16 protein-coding genes and 1 pseudogene are annotated in these 17,819 nt (G+C 40.0%); all 17 read left to right on the top strand.

Annotation, left to right across the window (positions count from 1 at the left end):
- Positions 1 to 379: 379 nt before the first annotated feature.
- The 17 genes and pseudogenes from ACRWQL_RS17525 to ACRWQL_RS17605 all read left to right on the top strand — a co-directional run bounded on the left by ACRWQL_RS17525 (position 380) and on the right by ACRWQL_RS17605 (position 17,698).
- Entirely contained in the window at positions 380 to 721 is a 342-nt protein-coding gene (locus tag ACRWQL_RS17525) for a hypothetical protein (RefSeq protein ID WP_434951351.1), read from the top strand.
- A 91-nt stretch (positions 722 to 812) separates the two neighbouring features.
- Positions 813 to 1,247 (top strand): DUF2057 family protein, encoded by a 435-nt coding sequence (locus tag ACRWQL_RS17530; protein WP_434951354.1) that lies wholly within the window; start codon positions 813 to 815, stop codon positions 1,245 to 1,247.
- A 120-nt stretch (positions 1,248 to 1,367) separates the two neighbouring features.
- A complete protein-coding gene (locus tag ACRWQL_RS17535) occupies positions 1,368 to 1,838 on the top strand; it encodes a MerR family transcriptional regulator (RefSeq protein WP_037425976.1) in 471 nt (156 codons plus the stop codon).
- Positions 1,838 to 4,084: a heavy metal translocating P-type ATPase gene (locus tag ACRWQL_RS17540; RefSeq protein ID WP_434951356.1), complete on the top strand. Its 2,247-nt coding sequence runs from the start codon at positions 1,838 to 1,840 to the stop codon at positions 4,082 to 4,084. The genes ACRWQL_RS17535 and ACRWQL_RS17540 overlap by 1 nt, the downstream gene beginning before the upstream one ends.
- A 10-nt stretch (positions 4,085 to 4,094) precedes the next feature.
- The gene (locus tag ACRWQL_RS17545) at positions 4,095 to 4,445 is read left to right on the top strand and encodes a cupredoxin domain-containing protein (RefSeq protein ID WP_037425971.1); all 351 of its coding nucleotides are present in this window, start codon (positions 4,095 to 4,097) and stop codon (positions 4,443 to 4,445) included.
- A 212-nt stretch (positions 4,446 to 4,657) separates the two neighbouring features.
- Positions 4,658 to 5,023, top strand: coding sequence for a cation transporter (locus ACRWQL_RS17550; RefSeq protein WP_123884662.1), 366 nt, complete (start codon positions 4,658 to 4,660; stop codon positions 5,021 to 5,023).
- A 180-nt stretch (positions 5,024 to 5,203) separates the two neighbouring features.
- Complete coding sequence (locus ACRWQL_RS17555) at positions 5,204 to 5,581, top strand: hypothetical protein (RefSeq protein WP_434951359.1); 378 nt, start codon at positions 5,204 to 5,206, stop codon at positions 5,579 to 5,581.
- A 123-nt stretch (positions 5,582 to 5,704) separates the two neighbouring features.
- Positions 5,705 to 7,138 carry a TolC family protein gene (locus ACRWQL_RS17560; RefSeq protein ID WP_434951361.1) on the top strand — a complete coding sequence of 478 codons (1,434 nt, stop codon included), beginning with the start codon at positions 5,705 to 5,707 and terminating at the stop codon, positions 7,136 to 7,138.
- Complete coding sequence (locus ACRWQL_RS17565; RefSeq protein ID WP_182698292.1) at positions 7,135 to 8,673, top strand: efflux RND transporter periplasmic adaptor subunit; 1,539 nt, start codon at positions 7,135 to 7,137, stop codon at positions 8,671 to 8,673. The genes ACRWQL_RS17560 and ACRWQL_RS17565 overlap by 4 nt, the downstream gene beginning before the upstream one ends.
- 2 nt (positions 8,674 to 8,675) lie before the next feature.
- Entirely contained in the window at positions 8,676 to 11,807 is a 3,132-nt protein-coding gene (locus ACRWQL_RS17570; protein ID WP_434951364.1) for an efflux RND transporter permease subunit, read from the top strand.
- 161 nt (positions 11,808 to 11,968) lie between these two features.
- Entirely contained in the window at positions 11,969 to 12,337 is a 369-nt protein-coding gene (locus ACRWQL_RS17575) for a hypothetical protein (RefSeq protein WP_235781911.1), read from the top strand.
- Positions 12,338 to 12,736: 399 nt separating this feature from the next.
- Positions 12,737 to 12,990: pseudogene (locus ACRWQL_RS17580) on the top strand (DUF411 domain-containing protein).
- Positions 12,987 to 15,005 carry a copper resistance system multicopper oxidase gene (locus ACRWQL_RS17585; RefSeq protein ID WP_182698293.1) on the top strand — a complete coding sequence of 673 codons (2,019 nt, stop codon included), beginning with the start codon at positions 12,987 to 12,989 and terminating at the stop codon, positions 15,003 to 15,005. Before ACRWQL_RS17580 ends, ACRWQL_RS17585 begins: the two are co-directional and overlap by 4 nt.
- An 11-nt stretch (positions 15,006 to 15,016) precedes the next feature.
- Positions 15,017 to 15,730: a copper resistance protein B gene (locus tag ACRWQL_RS17590; RefSeq protein WP_182680749.1), complete on the top strand. Its 714-nt coding sequence runs from the start codon at positions 15,017 to 15,019 to the stop codon at positions 15,728 to 15,730.
- Between the two features lie 115 nt (positions 15,731 to 15,845).
- Positions 15,846 to 16,268 carry a copper resistance CopC family protein gene (locus ACRWQL_RS17595; RefSeq protein ID WP_182680750.1) on the top strand — a complete coding sequence of 141 codons (423 nt, stop codon included), beginning with the start codon at positions 15,846 to 15,848 and terminating at the stop codon, positions 16,266 to 16,268.
- A 14-nt stretch (positions 16,269 to 16,282) separates the two neighbouring features.
- Positions 16,283 to 17,179, top strand: coding sequence for a copper resistance D family protein (locus ACRWQL_RS17600; RefSeq protein WP_182680751.1), 897 nt, complete (start codon positions 16,283 to 16,285; stop codon positions 17,177 to 17,179).
- Between the two features lie 75 nt (positions 17,180 to 17,254).
- Entirely contained in the window at positions 17,255 to 17,698 is a 444-nt protein-coding gene (locus ACRWQL_RS17605) for a YybH family protein (RefSeq protein WP_182698305.1), read from the top strand.
- Positions 17,699 to 17,819: the final 121 nt, after the last annotated feature.

Genomic DNA, 17,819 nt, shown 5'->3' on the forward strand with positions numbered 1-17,819 from the left:
CTATGTTTTAAAAGTTCAAAATGTAATATTAATAGTAAAAATTTTCAATTTAAGTATTTGCTAATCAAATACATCAAGTTATTATTGGTTGTTGCATACAACGTGTTCTATTGTTTAAAAAATCTTGACTGTGAGTTTTTTAGAATGCTTTTCGTATTTTGGGGTATGTACGGTTTTAGACAAAATACAGTATTCAAAGACGTGGGGTTAGGGGGGTAACCATGTTATGAAATTAAATCATTCAGAGAACGCATAATTTATTACTGGAAATAGATAGTAAGTTGACTCTTTTAATAGACCTAGGATTGTGACTTATGTCATGGAATTAGATTCTAAAATTTGCTAAGGTTAATAACATAATTCAACTGGATACAATTGCATGACTAAGATTTTGTTAAATTTAGCAGTTATATTGGCATTAATAACACAGTTATTAATGCCAAATAATGCTATGTCTAGCGAAATGTCCGAATCAAGTATGCAAACTAGCTCTATGTCACATTCAGTTATGATGGACAATGATTGTGATGATACCGATAACTGTTGTCCCGAAGATTCAAGCCACTGTATTAGCCATTGCCATGCAGTCGCTAATGCATTTGTTTTGTTATCAGATTCAAATTTAGTTAATGCTCTATTCACAAGTTCTAAAGTTAACTCAACTTTATGGATATCAACTCCGGCTTCGCTTGGAAGTCAAAATCCCCCTCCAATTGCTTAATTCTTTATTTTAATTAATCACTTACTATTAATTTATAAAGATTTTCGTTGCTCGTTTACTTATGAGCATCATAAAGCATCTGGAGTTTATCATGAAAAAATTTATCGCAATTACACTTTTATCTTTAGCTAGTACAGCTTCAATGGCTGCTACTATTACATTACCTGATTATCTTATTTTTACTTCAGTTGATGGTCAGTCTGTGACTAATAAGGGGCAGATTGAAATTGAGCCAGGTCAACATTTACTTGAACTTCAGTTTTTTGACGTTTTTTCAACGGGAGCAGATGATACTAATTTTGTAAAATCTGATGCATTATATTGGAGTTTGAATTTAACTAAAAACGAAGATATTCAGGTTAGAGCTAAGGATATTTTTACTACAAAATCTGCTCGTAAATTTATCGACGCCCCTCAGATCACAATAGATTCTGTTAGCTTAAAAGGTGAATCAGTGAAGCTGGTTAACCATGAAGAATTAATGTCTATCATTATGAAACAACACAGCAAAATGATGAAACATTAATTGGATAAATAGGGCGCTATCATAGCGCCCTATTTATATCTAATATACTTCTTGAGCTGTGTGTAACACACAGAGTTATAGTAGAACTATCGTAGTTACTTACGTTGGTTTGGAGGTCGTATGAAAGTGACTCAACTCGCTAATAAATTGGGTGTATCCGCTGATACTGTGCGTTTTTATACTCGAATTGGATTACTCAATCCAAGCAAATCTCCCAATAATGGTTATAAAACATTCAACCATAAAGATATGGTGAGGATGCAATTTATTTTGAGTGCTCGAAATTTAGGCTTTTCTGTCGAAGATATTAAAGTTATTTTTTCTAAGACTGATCTTGGGGATAGTGCATGTCAACTTGTACGCGAATTAATTAAAGTAAAGCTGCTTGAAACAGAGCAACAGTTCAACGAAATGGTGAAATTAAGAAGTAAGCTTTCTAAGGCGATACAAGATTGGTCTCAAATGCCTGACAACATACCTACAGGAAACATGATTTGCCATTTAATAGAAAATACAAATCAAGAGGATATAGTTTCAGAGGAATTAGATGTTCCCCATTGTGTTAATGAAACTTCAACGGAGGTTAAGTAATGGATCACACTACACACTCACCCATACAACTCAATATTCTCGGCGCAGGCTGCGCGAGTTGTGTTGGCAAAATTGAAAAAGCGATTAACAACGTAGAAGGCGTTGATTCGGCCGAGATGAATTTTGCGGACAGAACGGTATTAGTTAACGGTAAAGCATCTGCCGAGTTGATTATAAAAGCGGTCGAAAGCGCTGGTTACAATGCCTCTCAAATAAAGGCGGAGTCGGCAGAAGATGTCATGAACGAGAAAGAACAGGCTGATTTGCAACATTATAAAAGTTTATTACGCCATACCATTATCGCTCTGTCCGTCGGTATTCCGTTGATGATTTATGGACTGTTTATTGGCGAAATGACGGTATCAACCCTATTAGAACAAGTGGTGTGGGGACTGGTTGGTGTGGTGACTCTTGCGATTATGCTGATATCAGGTAGGCATTTTTATATCGGTGCATGGAAATCATTTTTAAACCATAACGCCAATATGGATACCCTCATTGCCTTAGGTACCGGTACTGCTTGGGTTTACTCTATGTTGATAGTTGCATTTCCACAATTATTTCCCGAGATGGCAAGGCATGTTTACTTTGAAGCGACCGCAATGATTATTGGTTTAATTAATCTTGGTTTAGCACTAGAAGTTAAAGCGCGCGGTAAAACCTCTGAAGCGATTAAGCGTCTCATTGGTTTGCAAGCTAAAACTGCTCGGGTTATCCGTGATGGAAAAGACCTCGACATCGATATTGCTCATGTATTACTTAATGATCACGTTAAAGTTCGCCCTGGCGAAAAAATCCCAGTTGATGGGGTGGTTATTGAAGGTAACAGCACCATTGATGAATCAATGTTGACTGGTGAGCCAATGCCTGTTGAAAAAGTGATCGGTGACGATGTGGTCACTGGCACCTTGAATAAATCAGGCTCGATCATATTTAAAGCCACTCGTGTAGGTAAAGATACTGCACTGGCGCGCATTATTAGTATGGTCAAACGGGCGCAAAACTCTAAGCCGCCGATTGGACGTTTAGCTGATGTTATAGCCGCTTACTTTGTGCCCGCCATTATGATCATCGCTATAGTCAGTGCCATGGTGTGGTTTAACTTTGGCCCTGAGCCGTCGAGTGTATTTGCCATCGTGTCTGCAACAACAGTATTAATTATTGCTTGTCCTTGTGCGTTAGGACTCGCAACGCCAATGTCAGTGATGGTCGGCGTTGGTAAGGCGGCTGAATCGGGAGTGCTTATTCGGAACGGTGAAGCATTGCAAACCGCGTCTAAAATAACCGCCATGGTATTAGATAAAACCGGCACCATTACCGAAGGTAAACCGCAAGTTACCGATATTATTTTGGTTAATGCAGACAGTGAAGAGCAGGTACTTGCCTTGTCTGCTGGAATTGAAAGTCACTCCGAACATCCACTCGCGCAAGCGATTGTTGAAAGTGCGAATGATAGAGGTATTGAAGCCATTAACACTGAGCACTTCAATGCCATTTCAGGTAAAGGTGTAGAAGCTGAAGTGGATGGCCAGATATTATTATTTGGTAATCTAAAATTAATGCAAGACAAAAATATTGATATTGGATTCAATGAAGCTAAGGCCCAAGTGTTAGCTGAAAATGCTAAAACACCAATGTATTTAGCGCTTGCAGGGCAATTACTGGCCATTATTGCGGTATCAGATCCGATAAAGCCTGATTCAATCGAAGCGATTGCGAGACTGAAACGCAGTGGCATCAAAGTGATAATGTTAACCGGGGACAATAAAGCGACCGCCGCCGCAGTGGCTAAAAAAGTCGGTATTGATGATTTTTTCGCAGAAGTCATGCCAGAAGATAAAGCCAATAAAGTGGCTGAACTTCAGCAACAAAATGAAGTGGTTGGTATGACCGGCGATGGGATTAATGACGCCCCCGCATTAGCGTTAGCCGATGTTGGCTTTGCTATTGGAACAGGCACTGATGTGGCGATAGAAAGCGCTGATATTACCTTAATGCGCGGATCACTTCATGGCTTAGCCGATGCGATAGCCATTAGTAAAGCAACGCTGCGCAACATTAAACAAAACTTGTTTGGCGCGTTTATTTACAACGTCGCGGGTATTCCCTTAGCAGCAGGTGTGCTTTTCCCTGTTTTTGGTATTTTGCTAAATCCAGTGATTGCCGGGGCTGCGATGGCCTTTTCATCACTTACCGTAGTGAGTAACGCTAACCGTTTACGTTTGTTTAAAGCCAAAGAACACTAGGAGCTTCAATATGTTAATTAATTTACTGTGTATCGCATTAATCGGTTTTATCATTTGGTGGTTTTGGCTATATAAACCGACAAAGGATTCTAGTGTTGACGCTAGTACATTGATACTGGTTAAAGACGGTGTGTATACGCCTGCACGAATTAAAATTTCGGCTAATACACCAACAGAGATAACTTTTTTACGCCAAGATAAATCCGGATGTTCAGCCACAGTCCTGCTACCCGACTTGGAGATTAGCCAGGATTTAGCGCTGGATAAGCCCACGACGATATCATTACCGGCTCTGGAAAAGGGTGAGTATCCATTTCATTGTCAGATGCAAATGTATAAAGGTGTATTGATTGTTGAGTAAACACTAGATATCCATGCGTATTTTTCAATATGTTGGTATCAATGATGAAGATAATAGCAGTATTAAAATGAGCCTTTTTGAACTTTGCAATCAATATCTTGATTCTAACCTAAGCTGTTTACGGTCTAGGTTAGAAAATTGGCCATTTTTTGTTAATTACTTTTTACCTAAATCATCAGAAAAATGATGAGTTAATGATTAAGAGAGACATTATGAGTGATTTTGAACATAGACCGGGCGTTAAAGAAGCCACTTTAGTTGTCAGAAACCTAAGATTAACTGGAGTAGATAATCAAAATTTAGAAGCATTAAAGACTGAGATAGACAAACTGTTTGGCATAGAAGAAGTGATTTATAATGACAAATCGGGATCTATTTATCTAACCTATGATGCCAGCCATATCAATTTAGAAGGTATTGAAGCGGTTATCAGAAAGCATGGTGCTAATATTCATAACGATTGGTGGACTCATGTGAAGGAAAGTTACTACCAATTTGTGGATCAAAACATCAAAGATAATGCAAATCATCAACCACATAGTTGCCACAAACCCCCACCAGGATCCAAGATAAGTTAAGACAATTAGATGTTAATTTTTATCGATACTGACTATCTTTTAGTAAGAGCTTTCGAAGTGTGATCTATGTCAAGTATCAGTAGTTTAAAGTAAAAAAACACTACAGTTAACTAGGATGATTTAGTCAAGTTGAGTTAACATTAATAGCAGTAATTATATTGGAGTTTTATCTTGAGTCGTATGCGAATTATCACAGTGATGCTTATCTTGATGACATTTGTCAGTCAAGCTTTTGCGTCTGTGATTTTGCCATGCCCCTCTGATATGAATTCAATGTTAAGTAAATCAAATCCAGTGAATACCGCTGCGACTAACGCTTGCCATCACCAATTAACATCAGATGCTGATGCCGTTAAAACATCTACCGCTGACATTCCTGATTGTTGTGATAATCAATGTGATTGTCCGATAGGTACTTGTTTTTCAATTGCCCTTGAAATGAAAATTGTCCAATCAGTAACCATCTCAAGTTTGAGTAGTTTTATATCTGGTTTGACTCAAAATACGACTCCGCAATATAACTCTTCTTTATATCGTCCTCCAATATTGTCTTGTTAGATAGGAAAGGCTTGATCAATTTTTGATCGTCTTCCTGTTCATTTATCTTTTTTAAAATAAATTAACAAGATATTACCTTTGTTCGAATTCAATTCGAGAATTGGTGATTAATTTGGAGGCTTTATGTCTTTAATTTACAAGAGATTGGGTGAAATTTACACTCAATATATTCTAATAGTAGTGATGTCCTTTATTGGTATTAGCGCTGCGGTATATGCGGCAGAACCAGTACAGACATTATCACTGGAAGAAGCAGTTTATCTCTCTCAATCAAACGATCCCTGGTTAGTCAGTAATCAATTTCAACAAGATGCTATTAAATCTGAGAGTATCGCGGCAGGAACTTTACCAGATCCAAAAATCAGTGTTGGTTTAGCTAATTTGTCCATAAACACTTTTGATTTTGGACAAGAAGCAATGACTCAAATGAAAATTGGTGTCACTCAAATGTTTCCCCGTGGGGATAGCTTAAGTTTACGCCAACAACAACTTGAGTTAACGGCTGAGCAATATCCTTTCTTAAGACAAGATAGACGAGCAAAGTTAAGTGTCACCACAGCTCAAATTTGGTTTGATGTATATAAAGCGCAAGAGAGCATTGCACTGATTGAGCGCAATCGGAACTTATTTGAACAACTATCAGATGTTGTTAAAGCAGGGTATTCATCTGCTTTAGTTAAATCTAATCAGCAGGATATTATTCGTGCTCAGTTAGAGGTGACCCGTCTTGAAGATAAGCTGACCGTTTTGGCCCAGCAAGAAGATATGTTTAAACAGAAATTATCTGAATGGGTTGGTAAGGCATTTGTTGATGAATATCGAATAGGTCATGAACAAGATTATGAGCTGTTATTTTCGACGTTCACCGTCCCTAATATACTTCCTCAAATTAAACTAACGAATCCTAATCTTTATTTCGATGAGGAAAAAAGCCAACATTACCAACAGTCTCTGTATGAAGCGTTCTCTGTTCATCCACTCATTTCAGCATTGGAGCAAAGAATTGAGTCAAGCCGAAAAGGTGTCGAGTTGAAAAAGCAATTGTATAAGCCAGAATGGGGTGTAAATGCTGGATACAGTTATCGAGGCAATGATCCTATGGGTAATTCTCGCGATGATTTGCTATCAATTGGTGTGAGTTTTGATTTACCAATATTTACTTCGTCAAAACAAGACAAGCAAGTTCAAGCCGCTATTTATCAATCGGAATCAATTAAAACGGAAAAGTGGTTACTGCTTCGAAACATGATGGCGTCATACGGTACTGCGAAAGCGCAACTTCTTAAATTGGAACAACGTCAGACACTCTATAACGATTTTTTATTACCTCAAATGCAAGATCAAGCTGATGCGTCGCTAACGGCTTACACAAATGATAAGGGTGATTTCGCTGAAGTCGTACGTTCCCTCATTGCTCAATTAAATACTCAATTAGATGCTTTGGCCATTAACGTTGATTTACAGAAAGTTAAAGTTCAATTGAACTATTTTTTTACCCCTAAAGTGGGCCCAGTTAGCATCTCACATAAATCTTATGTTGATGGAGAAGTAAAATGAACAGCAATTTGAAAATGATCAGCATATTAGTTATCGGTATTCTTACTGGTATTAGTGCATCAACCCTATATACACCGCAGAATCAGATAACTTCAGAGGACAGTGCAAAAGCTAAGCCTTCATATTGGGTCGCACCTATGAATCCTAATTATCGTAGTGATAAACCTGGGAAATCACCAATGGGTATGGATCTTATACCTGTATACGAAGATGGCACCGATTCGACAGATTTTGGACCTGGTGCCATTAAAATATCACCTGCTGTGATTAATAAACTTGGTATGCGCACATCCGTAGCAACGCTTGGAGCACTGGAAACTAGCATTAAAACAGTAGGATACGTTCAATACGATCAAGATCAACTTATTCATATTAATCCTAGAGTAGAAGGATGGATTGAAGAACTTTATGTAAAAGCCTCTGGTGATCCGGTTATTAAAGGGCAACCTATATATTCGATTTATTCTCCTGCTTTAGTTAATGCACAAGAAGAAATGTTATTAGCATTAAATCGAAAAGATCAACGTTTGATTACAGCATCTGAAGCTCGGTTAAAAGCATTATTAATACCAAGCGAGGAGATTAAAGCGCTACGAAAAAATAGAACAGTCAAACAAAATATTACATTTTATGCTGACCAAAGTGGTGTTATTGATAATTTGAATATAAGGGAGGGATCGTTTGTTAAACCGGGTATGACAATGTTTTCAGTTGGCTCATTATCACAAGTATGGGTTGAAGCTGAAGTTTTTGAACGTCAAGCAAACATGGTTAAAGTTGGGCAAGCTGTTGAAATGAAATTAGATTACCTGCCAGGCCAATTTTGGCAAGGAAAAGTCGATTATGTCTACCCGACATTAGACAGTAAAACAAGAACGCTAAAAGTGAGATTGCGTTTCGATAATACCAATGCGGCATTAAAGCCAAATATGTTTGCTCAAGTGTCGATAAAAACACGAAGTGAAGAGGACGTATTACTGTTACCAAGGGAGGCTGTTATTAGAACAGGAAACTCTGATCGAGTTGTACTTGCCCTCGGTGAAGGTAAATATAAATCTGTAGCGGTAACGTTAGGGCGATTAGATGATGACAGCATTCAAATAGAGTCAGGACTGTACGAGGGAGATATTGTAGTCTCGTCTGCACAATTTTTATTGGATTCTGAATCAAATAAAACTTCTGATCTTAAACGTATGACAGCACCAGAAGATGAGCAAGAAAATATTCAAGCCATCACATCTGAAACCGCCTGGGTAGAGGCAAAAGTAAATGGTTTAATGGCTGCACATCGAATGATTAATGTGGACCATCAAGCTGTCAATGAATGGGAATGGCCACAAATGACCATGGACTTTACTGTTGATGACAGTGTGGATTTCTCTGTATTTACCGTTGGTGCTGTGCTTCATATTGAATTAGAAAAAACATCAGACGGCTTGGTCAAAGTGGTAAATATACACTATCCCAAAGATACTGATGATGTATCTAATACAACACATCAAACAGATCATTCAGGAATGGAGATGGGAGAATAACCATGATTGAATCAATAATACGATGGTCTGTAGCAAACAGATTTTTTGTTTTGCTCGCCAGTGCAATTCTCGTCGGCGCGGGTTTATTTTCACTTAAAAATACCCCTATTGATGCTTTGCCTGATTTATCTGATGTTCAGGTAATTATTAAAACAAGTTATCCAGGTCAAGCCCCACAAGTAGTTGAAGATCAAGTCACTTACCCTTTAACTACGGCTATGCTGTCTGTACCTGGTGCAGTAACGGTAAGGGGATTCTCTTTTTTTGGTGATTCATATGTCTATGTCATCTTTGATGAAGAAACCGATTTATATTGGGCTCGTAGTCGTGTGTTGGAATATCTTAGCCAAGTTGTTTCAACGTTACCTGATAATGCAAAGCCTCAATTAGGACCTGACGCAACTGGTGTGGGCTGGGTATATTTATATGCACTAGTTGATAGAACCGGTAAACACGATATTAGTGAGTTACGCAGCTTACAGGACTGGTTTTTAAAGTATGAATTACAAACAGTCCCTGGTGTTTCTGAAGTGAGTGCTCTAGGTGGGATGGTCAAACAGTATCAGATTAAGGTTGACCCAGATAAGTTGCGTGCATTTGGTATACCTTTAGCCGCTATTCAAATGGCGATTAACCGTGGTAATCAAGAAATTGGTGCCTCTGTAGTCGAAATCGCTGAAGCTGAATATATGGTTCGTGCCACAGGATATCTTGAGAATAAAGAGGACATCGGCAATATTCCTTTAGGCGTGAACAATAATGGCACACCATTACTGCTAAAAGATGTTGCGGATATAGGGACCGGACCGCAAATGCGACGAGGCGTCGTTGATCTAAATGGTGAAGGTGAGACTGTCGGTGGCATTATTGTGATGCGATTTGGTGAAAATGCCCAAAAGACTATTGATGGTGTGAAAGCTAAATTAGAGACACTGAAAAAAGGCCTTCCAGAGGGGGTGGAAGTTATGACCGTTTACGATCGCAGCGGTTTAATTGAGAGAGCCGTATCAAACTTAGGGTTTAAACTACTAGAGGAGTTTTTAGTCGTAGCTTTAGTCTGTATGGTATTTTTGGCGCATGTAAGATCATCACTTGTTGCGATTGTTAGCTTACCAGTTGGTATTTTAACAGCATTTATTATTATGCACTTGCAGGGGTTAAATGCCAATATCATGTCTTTAGGTGGTATTGCTATTGCAATTGGTGCTATGGTCGATGGCGCCATTGTAATGATTGAAAATATGCATAAACATATGGAACGAACGCCATTGACGGCAGAAAACCGTTGGCAGGTTGTAGCGCGGTCTGCCAGCGAAGTTGGCCCGGCATTGTTTTTTAGTTTACTTATTATTACTGTTAGTTTTTTACCGGTATTTACCCTCGAAGCACAGGAGGGAAGGATGTTTTCACCGCTTGCGTTTACTAAAACTTACGCAATGGCTGCATCGGCAGCGTTAGCTATTACCTTAGTGCCAGTGCTAATGGGATACTTTATTCGGGGAAAAGTGCTTCCTGAACACAAAAACCCCGTTAATCGATTGTTAACTGCTGTATATATGCCAGTGTTGAAAAAAGTATTGGCTTTCCCGAAAATAACCCTCCTATTTGCGTTATTTGTGTTGGCAATTGGTGTGTGGCCGTTAAATAAAATTGGTAGTGAGTTTATGCCTCCACTAGATGAAGGCGATCTAATGTATATGCCGACCACTTACCCTGGTATTTCTATTGGTAAAGCTCGCCAATTAGTGCAACAAATGGATAAGTTAATTTACACAGTACCCGAGGTTAAAACCGTATTTGGCAAGGTTGGCCGAGCAGACTCTGCAACGGATCCTGCACCTCTAACAATGGTGGAAACGTTTATTCAGCTTAAGCCCAAAAGTGAGTGGAGAGAAGGACTGACGACTGAGAGTTTAAAACAAGAATTAGACTCATTAGTAAAGTTACCCGGTGTGACGAACGCATGGGTAATGCCAATTAAAACCCGAATTGACATGTTGGCGACAGGGATTAAAACGCCTGTAGGGATTAAAATTGCAGGTCCTAGCCTCAAGGAAATTGAGAAAATTGGTAAACAATTAGAGGAAATCCTTAAAGATGTTAAAGGGACTGCGTCAGTATACGCTGAGAGGGTTGCAGGTGGACGTTATATTAAAGTTGATATCCAGAGGGAGAATGCTGCTCGGTATGGTTTAAATATAGCGGATGTTCAACAAGTTGTGGCTACAGCGATCGGTGGTATGAATATTTCACAAACAGTTGAAGGCTTAGAACGATATCCAATTAATTTACGCTATCCTCAGGATTATCGAAATTCTCCTGAAGCATTAGCTTTATTGCCTATCGTCACTCCGCAAGGTTTGAGGATTTCTTTAGGGGATGTAGCGGATATTGTTATCGAAAATGGACCACCAGGTATTAAAAGTGAAAATGCTCGTCTTAATGGTTGGGCTTATATCGATATTGAAGATGTCGATATCGGTAGTTATGTTGAAATAGCCCAAAAAGTTGTTAGTGATAAATTGGTATTACCTGCCGGTTACTCTATTACCTGGGCAGGTCAATATGAGTATATGGAAAGAGCAAAAGCGAAGCTTACTTACGTAGTACCATTGACTTTGTTTATTATCGTTATTTTATTGTTCATGAATTTCCGCAATGCTGTTGAAGTAGGAATTATTGTGGGAACATTGCCTTTTGCAATGGTGGGCAGTATTTGGTTAATGTATATACAAGGTTTTAATTTTTCAGTTGCTGTAGGGGTAGGTTTTATAGCATTGGCGGGTGTGGCTGTCGAAATTGGCGTCATTATGCTTGTCTATTTAAACCAAGCCTATAGAGAAGCGATTGATCATAGTTCACAGCAGCTAGAAAAATTTGATGAACTAAAGTTGATTCAATCCGTTATTCAAGGTGCAGGTATGCGTGTACGTCCTGTAATGATGACCGCAGCAGCAATCATTGCTGGATTATTACCTATACTTTATGGTACTGGAACAGGTTCCGAGGTGATGAGTCGAATTGCTGCGCCAATGGTCGGCGGAATGGTCAGTGCAATCATACTGACACTATTAATTGTTCCTGTTGTGTTCTTTTTATGGCGTCGTGCTCAATTGAGACATGAGGAACGATAGTGTTGAGTTGATTAAAAAATGATGCAGATAAAAGTATCTGCATCGTTATTTTTATATTAGATTGATTTTTATTTTCATTTAATTATGTTTTTCAAATGAATTTTCATTGCTAAATGCAGTATTTTTCACTAATATTATTCTATAATCATTGGAGATATATTTTGCGTAGAGTCCATTTAATCATGATGTTTGTTTTACTGACGTTTGTCGGTCAAACTTTTGCGTCTGTGATTATGCCTGGTACTATGCCAATGAGTTCAATGACGACTTCAAATATGCCTGCTGAAAATGGCAAAGCATGTCATGACGCTAGTATGCAAATGAACATGGATATGAACGATGGTGCGGATGATAATTGCTGCGCCCAAGCGTGCCATTGTCCTGTCGGTTCATGTTTATCCATCGCTTTAACGATGGCCATGCCAACGCTTAAATCAGAAGTCAGCTTAGTTAATTCTGCAACAATGTTTACCTCAGCACTAATGCCCCAGTATTTTTCATCTTTATACCGTCCTCCAATATTTGCCTAACATAGGCACAGTTACGCCTTTTTTTTGCTAACTGTCCTAGCCAATCATGTAGTTTCAATTTTTTAACTTTTTTCGGTTAATAAACTGACATTAAACCGCGTTGTTTAATGTGACGAAATTTGATTTGGAGGCAATATTATGTCTGCTCTATATCGCAATTCTATTCGTTTTTTTCGTGTCATAGGTACTATTTTTATTCTGCAAATTATGGGAGGGATGTTACCTGCCCATGCAGCGGAGCCCGGCACTACGGCGCCATTACTCACTGTTTATAAAGATGCCAATTGTGGCTGTTGTGAGAAATGGCTTACGCATATTAGTGAGCGTGGATTTAATGTTGATGCCCACAATATTAACAACCTTTATGAGTTTAAACAGTCAAAGGGTATTCCTGCTTCAATGCAATCTTGCCATACCGCAGTGTCATCTCAAGGTTATGTGTTTGAAGGGCATATCCCTGCAAAATTCATTAGTCGTTTTTTAGCCACCCCCCTAAAGATGCTATCGGCCTAACCGTACCCGCTATGCCTGTGGGCAGCCCTGGTATGGAGTACCAAGATAAATTTATGCCATACCAAGTCTTACTGTTGAAAAATGATGGCAGTAGCCAGGTATACGCCCAAGTGAACTCGCTTGAGGAGTCTGTGCAATGAAATCTCAATACATGATAAAACCCATGATTCAAACGACAAACAGTGAACTCAACAACAGCCGACGCCGGTTTGTGTTTGGTGCATCCGCCATGTTGGCATTGATGTCGATCCCTTTCCCTAAAAATGCCTTTGCCAATGCGTTAAGCCAATCGTTGAGCCAGCTCTCTGGCAAAGTGTTTGACTTATCAATTGACTATAAAATGGTTAATTTTACCGGGAAATCTGCTCGAGCGACTGTTGTAAACCAATTACTGCCCGCGCCGTTATTACGTTGGAAAGAAGGTGAAACAGTCACCTTAAGAGTAAAAAATAATCTCGACCATGATAGCTCTATTCACTGGCACGGTATTATTTTACCCACCGAAATGGACGGTGTGCCTGGCTTTAGCTTTGATGGCATTAAACCCGGTGAAACATTTGAGTATCAATTTACCGTCCAGCAAAGTGGCACATATTGGTATCACAGTCATTCAGGCTATCAAGAACAAACCGGTTTATTCGGTGCTATTGTGATTGATCCGGCTACCCCCGATCCGGTTGTATATGACCGTGACTATGTGATCATGCTGTCTGATTGGTCTGACGAAGCCCCTGAAAACATTTATGCCAAATTAAAGAAACAAGCCGATTACTATAATTACCGTGAGCGTACGGTAATGGATTTTTTCTCTGACGTGAATAAAAATGGCTTAGCCAATACGTGGAACGCTCGTTCGATGTGGAATAACGCGCGCATGAGTGACAGAGACATATCTGATGTTACGGGTTCAACTTACACCTATTTAATGAATGGCAATCCTCCGCAACAGGGCTGGCAAGGATTGTTTGAACAAGGTGAAAAAGTGCGCTTACGCTTTATAAATAGTTCTGCGATGACCATATTTGATGTACGTATACCGGGTCTCAAAATGAGTGTTGTTGCCAGTGATGGTCAGAACATTCAACCGGTTTCTGTGGATGAATTTCGAATCGGTGTTGCTGAAACCTATGATGTGGTTATTGAGCCAGAGGTTGATAATGCCTATTGTATTTTCGCTCAAAGTATTGACCGCACCGGCTTTACGGTAGGTAACCTTACCTCAGATGCCAGTTTACATGCTCCTATTCCCCCAATGGATCCAAGGCCAGTCCTTGGCCACAGTGATATGGGCATGGATATGAGTGATATGGATATGAGCGGTATGGATCATAGCAAAATGGACATGGGCGCTGGTGATATGTCAGGCATGGATCACAGCAAGATGGCTATGGGTGGAGGTGATATGTCAGGCATGGATCACAGCAAGATGGCTATGGACGGCGGTGATATGCCTGGCATGGATCATAGCAAGATGGCTATGGGCAGCGGTGATATGTCAGGCATGGATCACAGCAAGATGGCTATGGGTGGCGGTGATATGTCAGGCATGGATCACAGCAAAATGGCCATGGACGCTGCGAAAGCGACAGTCTCAGGACTAGGGCTTGCAGGCTTTGGCAGTAACAATGAAATTAAACACATTGACACCGAGTTCGGCCCACAAGTGGATATGCGTGCAGATGCGCCAAAAAGTGGTTTACACGATCCCGGGATTGGATTGCGTGACCATCAACAACAATTTAATCGCAAAGTATTAACTTATGGCGATATTAAAGGCTTACATCCTACCTACGACACGCGCCAACCTAGCCGCGAAATTCAACTGCATTTAACCGGCAATATGAACCGATATATGTGGTCTGTGAATGGGGTGAAATTTATGGACGCCGCGCCATTAGAGTTTGAATACGGAGAAAGACTGCGGATCACCTTAGTGAACGACACGATGATGACTCACCCTATGCATTTGCATGGTATGTGGAGTGAGTTAGAGACAGGCGACCCTGATTTTATTCCCCGTAAGCACACGGTATTAGTTCAGCCGGGTTCTAAAATCAGTTACTTAGTCACCGCCGATGCAAAAGGGCAATGGGCATATCATTGCCACTTGTTATTCCACATGCCAGGCATGTTCAGAAAAGTCGTGGTGAAATAAGGGGAATACAGATGAATAAAACGAATTTAGTGGCATTGGGACTGTTGAGTCTGAGCGCCTCATTGGCTAGCTCAGCTGTGTTTGCCGGCGGTAATGATGATCCTCTATTAACAAAAGTCATGCTGGATCAATTTGAAAAAGGCGTGGATCCGCAAGATCCTACCCAGTTTAGTGCACAAGCCTGGTTAGGTTACGATTTGAATAAGTTGTGGCTTAAAACAGAAGGTGAATATTCAAATAGTGATAAGCAAGACCTTGAAATTCAGGCTCTTTACAGTAAGCCCATCGCACCATACTGGGATGTACAATTCGGTATTAAAACCGATATCAAACCGACGCCGAACCGTAATTGGGCTGTGATTGGGGTTCAAGGGTTAGCGCCATATTTCTTTGATATTGATGCGGCCTTATTCATCGGTGATCAAGGCCGTACGGCTATGCGTGTGAGTGCGGAATATGAACTGTTAATCACTCAAAAGTTGATACTCACACCTGAAGTAGAAGTTAATTTATTTGGTAAGGACGATGCTGAACTTGGAATAGGCTCAGGCTTATCTGACGTCAGTGCAGGGCTGCGATTGAGATACGAGATTGTTCGAGAGTTCGCACCCTATATCGGTGTGGATTGGCGTCAGAAGCTCGGTAATACCGCCGATTACGCCCGAAATGAAGGGGAAGAAACACAAGAAACCCAGTTTGTTATTGGTTTTAGAGCTTGGTTCTAAGACCTCGTTCGTACACTGAGTTATAAGCTTGGCGCCAAGATGTTAGCTAAGCCAATATTTAATCATTTATGTAAACCGTTTTTCGATCGTTAAAAACAATATAAAAGGAAATATCATGAAATTATTTAACAACGTTTTAGTCGTAACAAGTCTATTCCTGAGTGCTTCAGCATTTGCTCATGTCGGACTGGGCAGTTCTATGCCCGCTAACGGTGCGATGCTAAGTCAAGCCCCAACAACGCTTGAACTGACCTTTACGGCTCCGGTACGTTTGGTCAAATTAACAATGCAAGATGAGAAGCAGCAAAGCGTACCGCTAACATTACCTTCAAGTGCGACCAGCCAAGCAGCATTTTCATTCGCTCTACCAGCATTAAACGCAGCTAATTACACAGTTAACTGGATGATCATGGGTGACGACGGTCATAAGATGAAAGGCAACATGAGCTTTATGCTTCACGACTCTGGCATGAACACTCGCAGTGCACCGCCTATGACAATGGAGCATGAGACTAGCGAGCACACTGCACATCAATAAGTGGATGAGTAAACATGATATTAACCGTATTTGAAATATCGGTGTTGATATCTAAATGGGTTATCTATCTGAGTGTTGCCGCCGTTATTGGCGGCACATTGATGCAATATCTCATTAAGGGTCAACCGAACCTTGGTATTAACGTTGCAAAATATACCTTCGTAGGTGCCGTTTTGGGGTTGATTGCCGTCAGTATCAACTATTTTGCTCAAGTAGGGGCTTTTGCTGAAAGTGGCTTGATGGGAATATTTGATGCGCAGATGCATGCTTTTCTTTGGCCAACCCAGGTAGGGCAAACGGTGCTTTGGCGCTTAATCGGTTTTGGGATAATGCTAGTGGTTAGTGGTTTACTGTTACATAAGAACCGTTATATCAAAACGTTTTCTGCGGTATTAGCGATTCTCAGCTGTCTGTTAATTGCTGTCACGTTTACTTTTATTGGCCATAGCACTGAGCTGGGATTGCTTGCTCAAGGCTTAATATTGATACACGTGTTGATCATTGGCAGCTGGATAGGCGCTTTTTATCCATTATGGAAATTATGCAGCACCGATGACAACATCGTCATAAAAAATGTCATGGATACATTTGGTCGTTTAGGCATAGTGATTGTCATTCTTGTGTTGCTCTCAGGCATGGGAATGGTGTGGATGTTGTTTGATAGTCCCACTGAATTATTCAGCTCCGATTATGGTATTGCGGTCACCATCAAGCTCTGTTTGGTGGCTATCATTTTGCTTATAGCAGCATGGCATAAATTGGTTTTAGTACCGAAATTAACGATTGCGAACCCATTACTCGCAAAGCAAAAACTACAAAAATCGATTGGATTAGAAGCATTAATAGCAGTACTGATATTAGCGACAACAGCGGTACTTTCGAGCGTGCTAGGTCCTATGAGCCTTGGATAATCACTATAAATTAACAGAGAGATAAAAATGAAGAATAGCCCTTTAACAATACTCATAACGACCGGGATATTACTGATGTCAGCAGGACAAAGCACATTGAGCTTCGCCCATGGTGATGAAACTCACCCTATAGAACAAAAAACGTTTATCGGTGTTGATTCCGCCGCGGGTAATGTTGTCAAACAATTTCATGTTGCATTACAAACGGGCAATGAGGCTATTGTCAGGCAGTCATTAGCTGTCAATGTGCAAATTTATGAAGGTGGAAAAGTAGAACGTTCACTTACGGATTATGCCAATCATCACATGCTTGCAGATATGGCCTACTTAAAAGGGTTAACCATAACGCCAAAAGAACACCAAGTAACGATTACAGATGACATTGCTATTTCAACGTCAATAAGTCACGCCCAAGGTGAATATAAAGGTAAAAGTATTGACTCAATGACCATGGAAACGCTTGTGTTAATTAAACAAGCGGATGGTAATTGGAAAATAACCCACGTGCACTGGTCGTAACTAATAAAAGTTTCATCAACCAGATAAGGGATTATCTTGAGCTTCTTTGTAGGTGCTCCCAAGAAAACCACAAAGACTCGGATCATGTTAGTGCATGATATTTTATGGAAAAGGATTTCCA

Source organism: Shewanella sp. HL-SH4 (assembly GCF_051164845.1).
GTDB lineage: Bacteria > Pseudomonadota > Gammaproteobacteria > Enterobacterales > Shewanellaceae > Shewanella > Shewanella glacialimarina.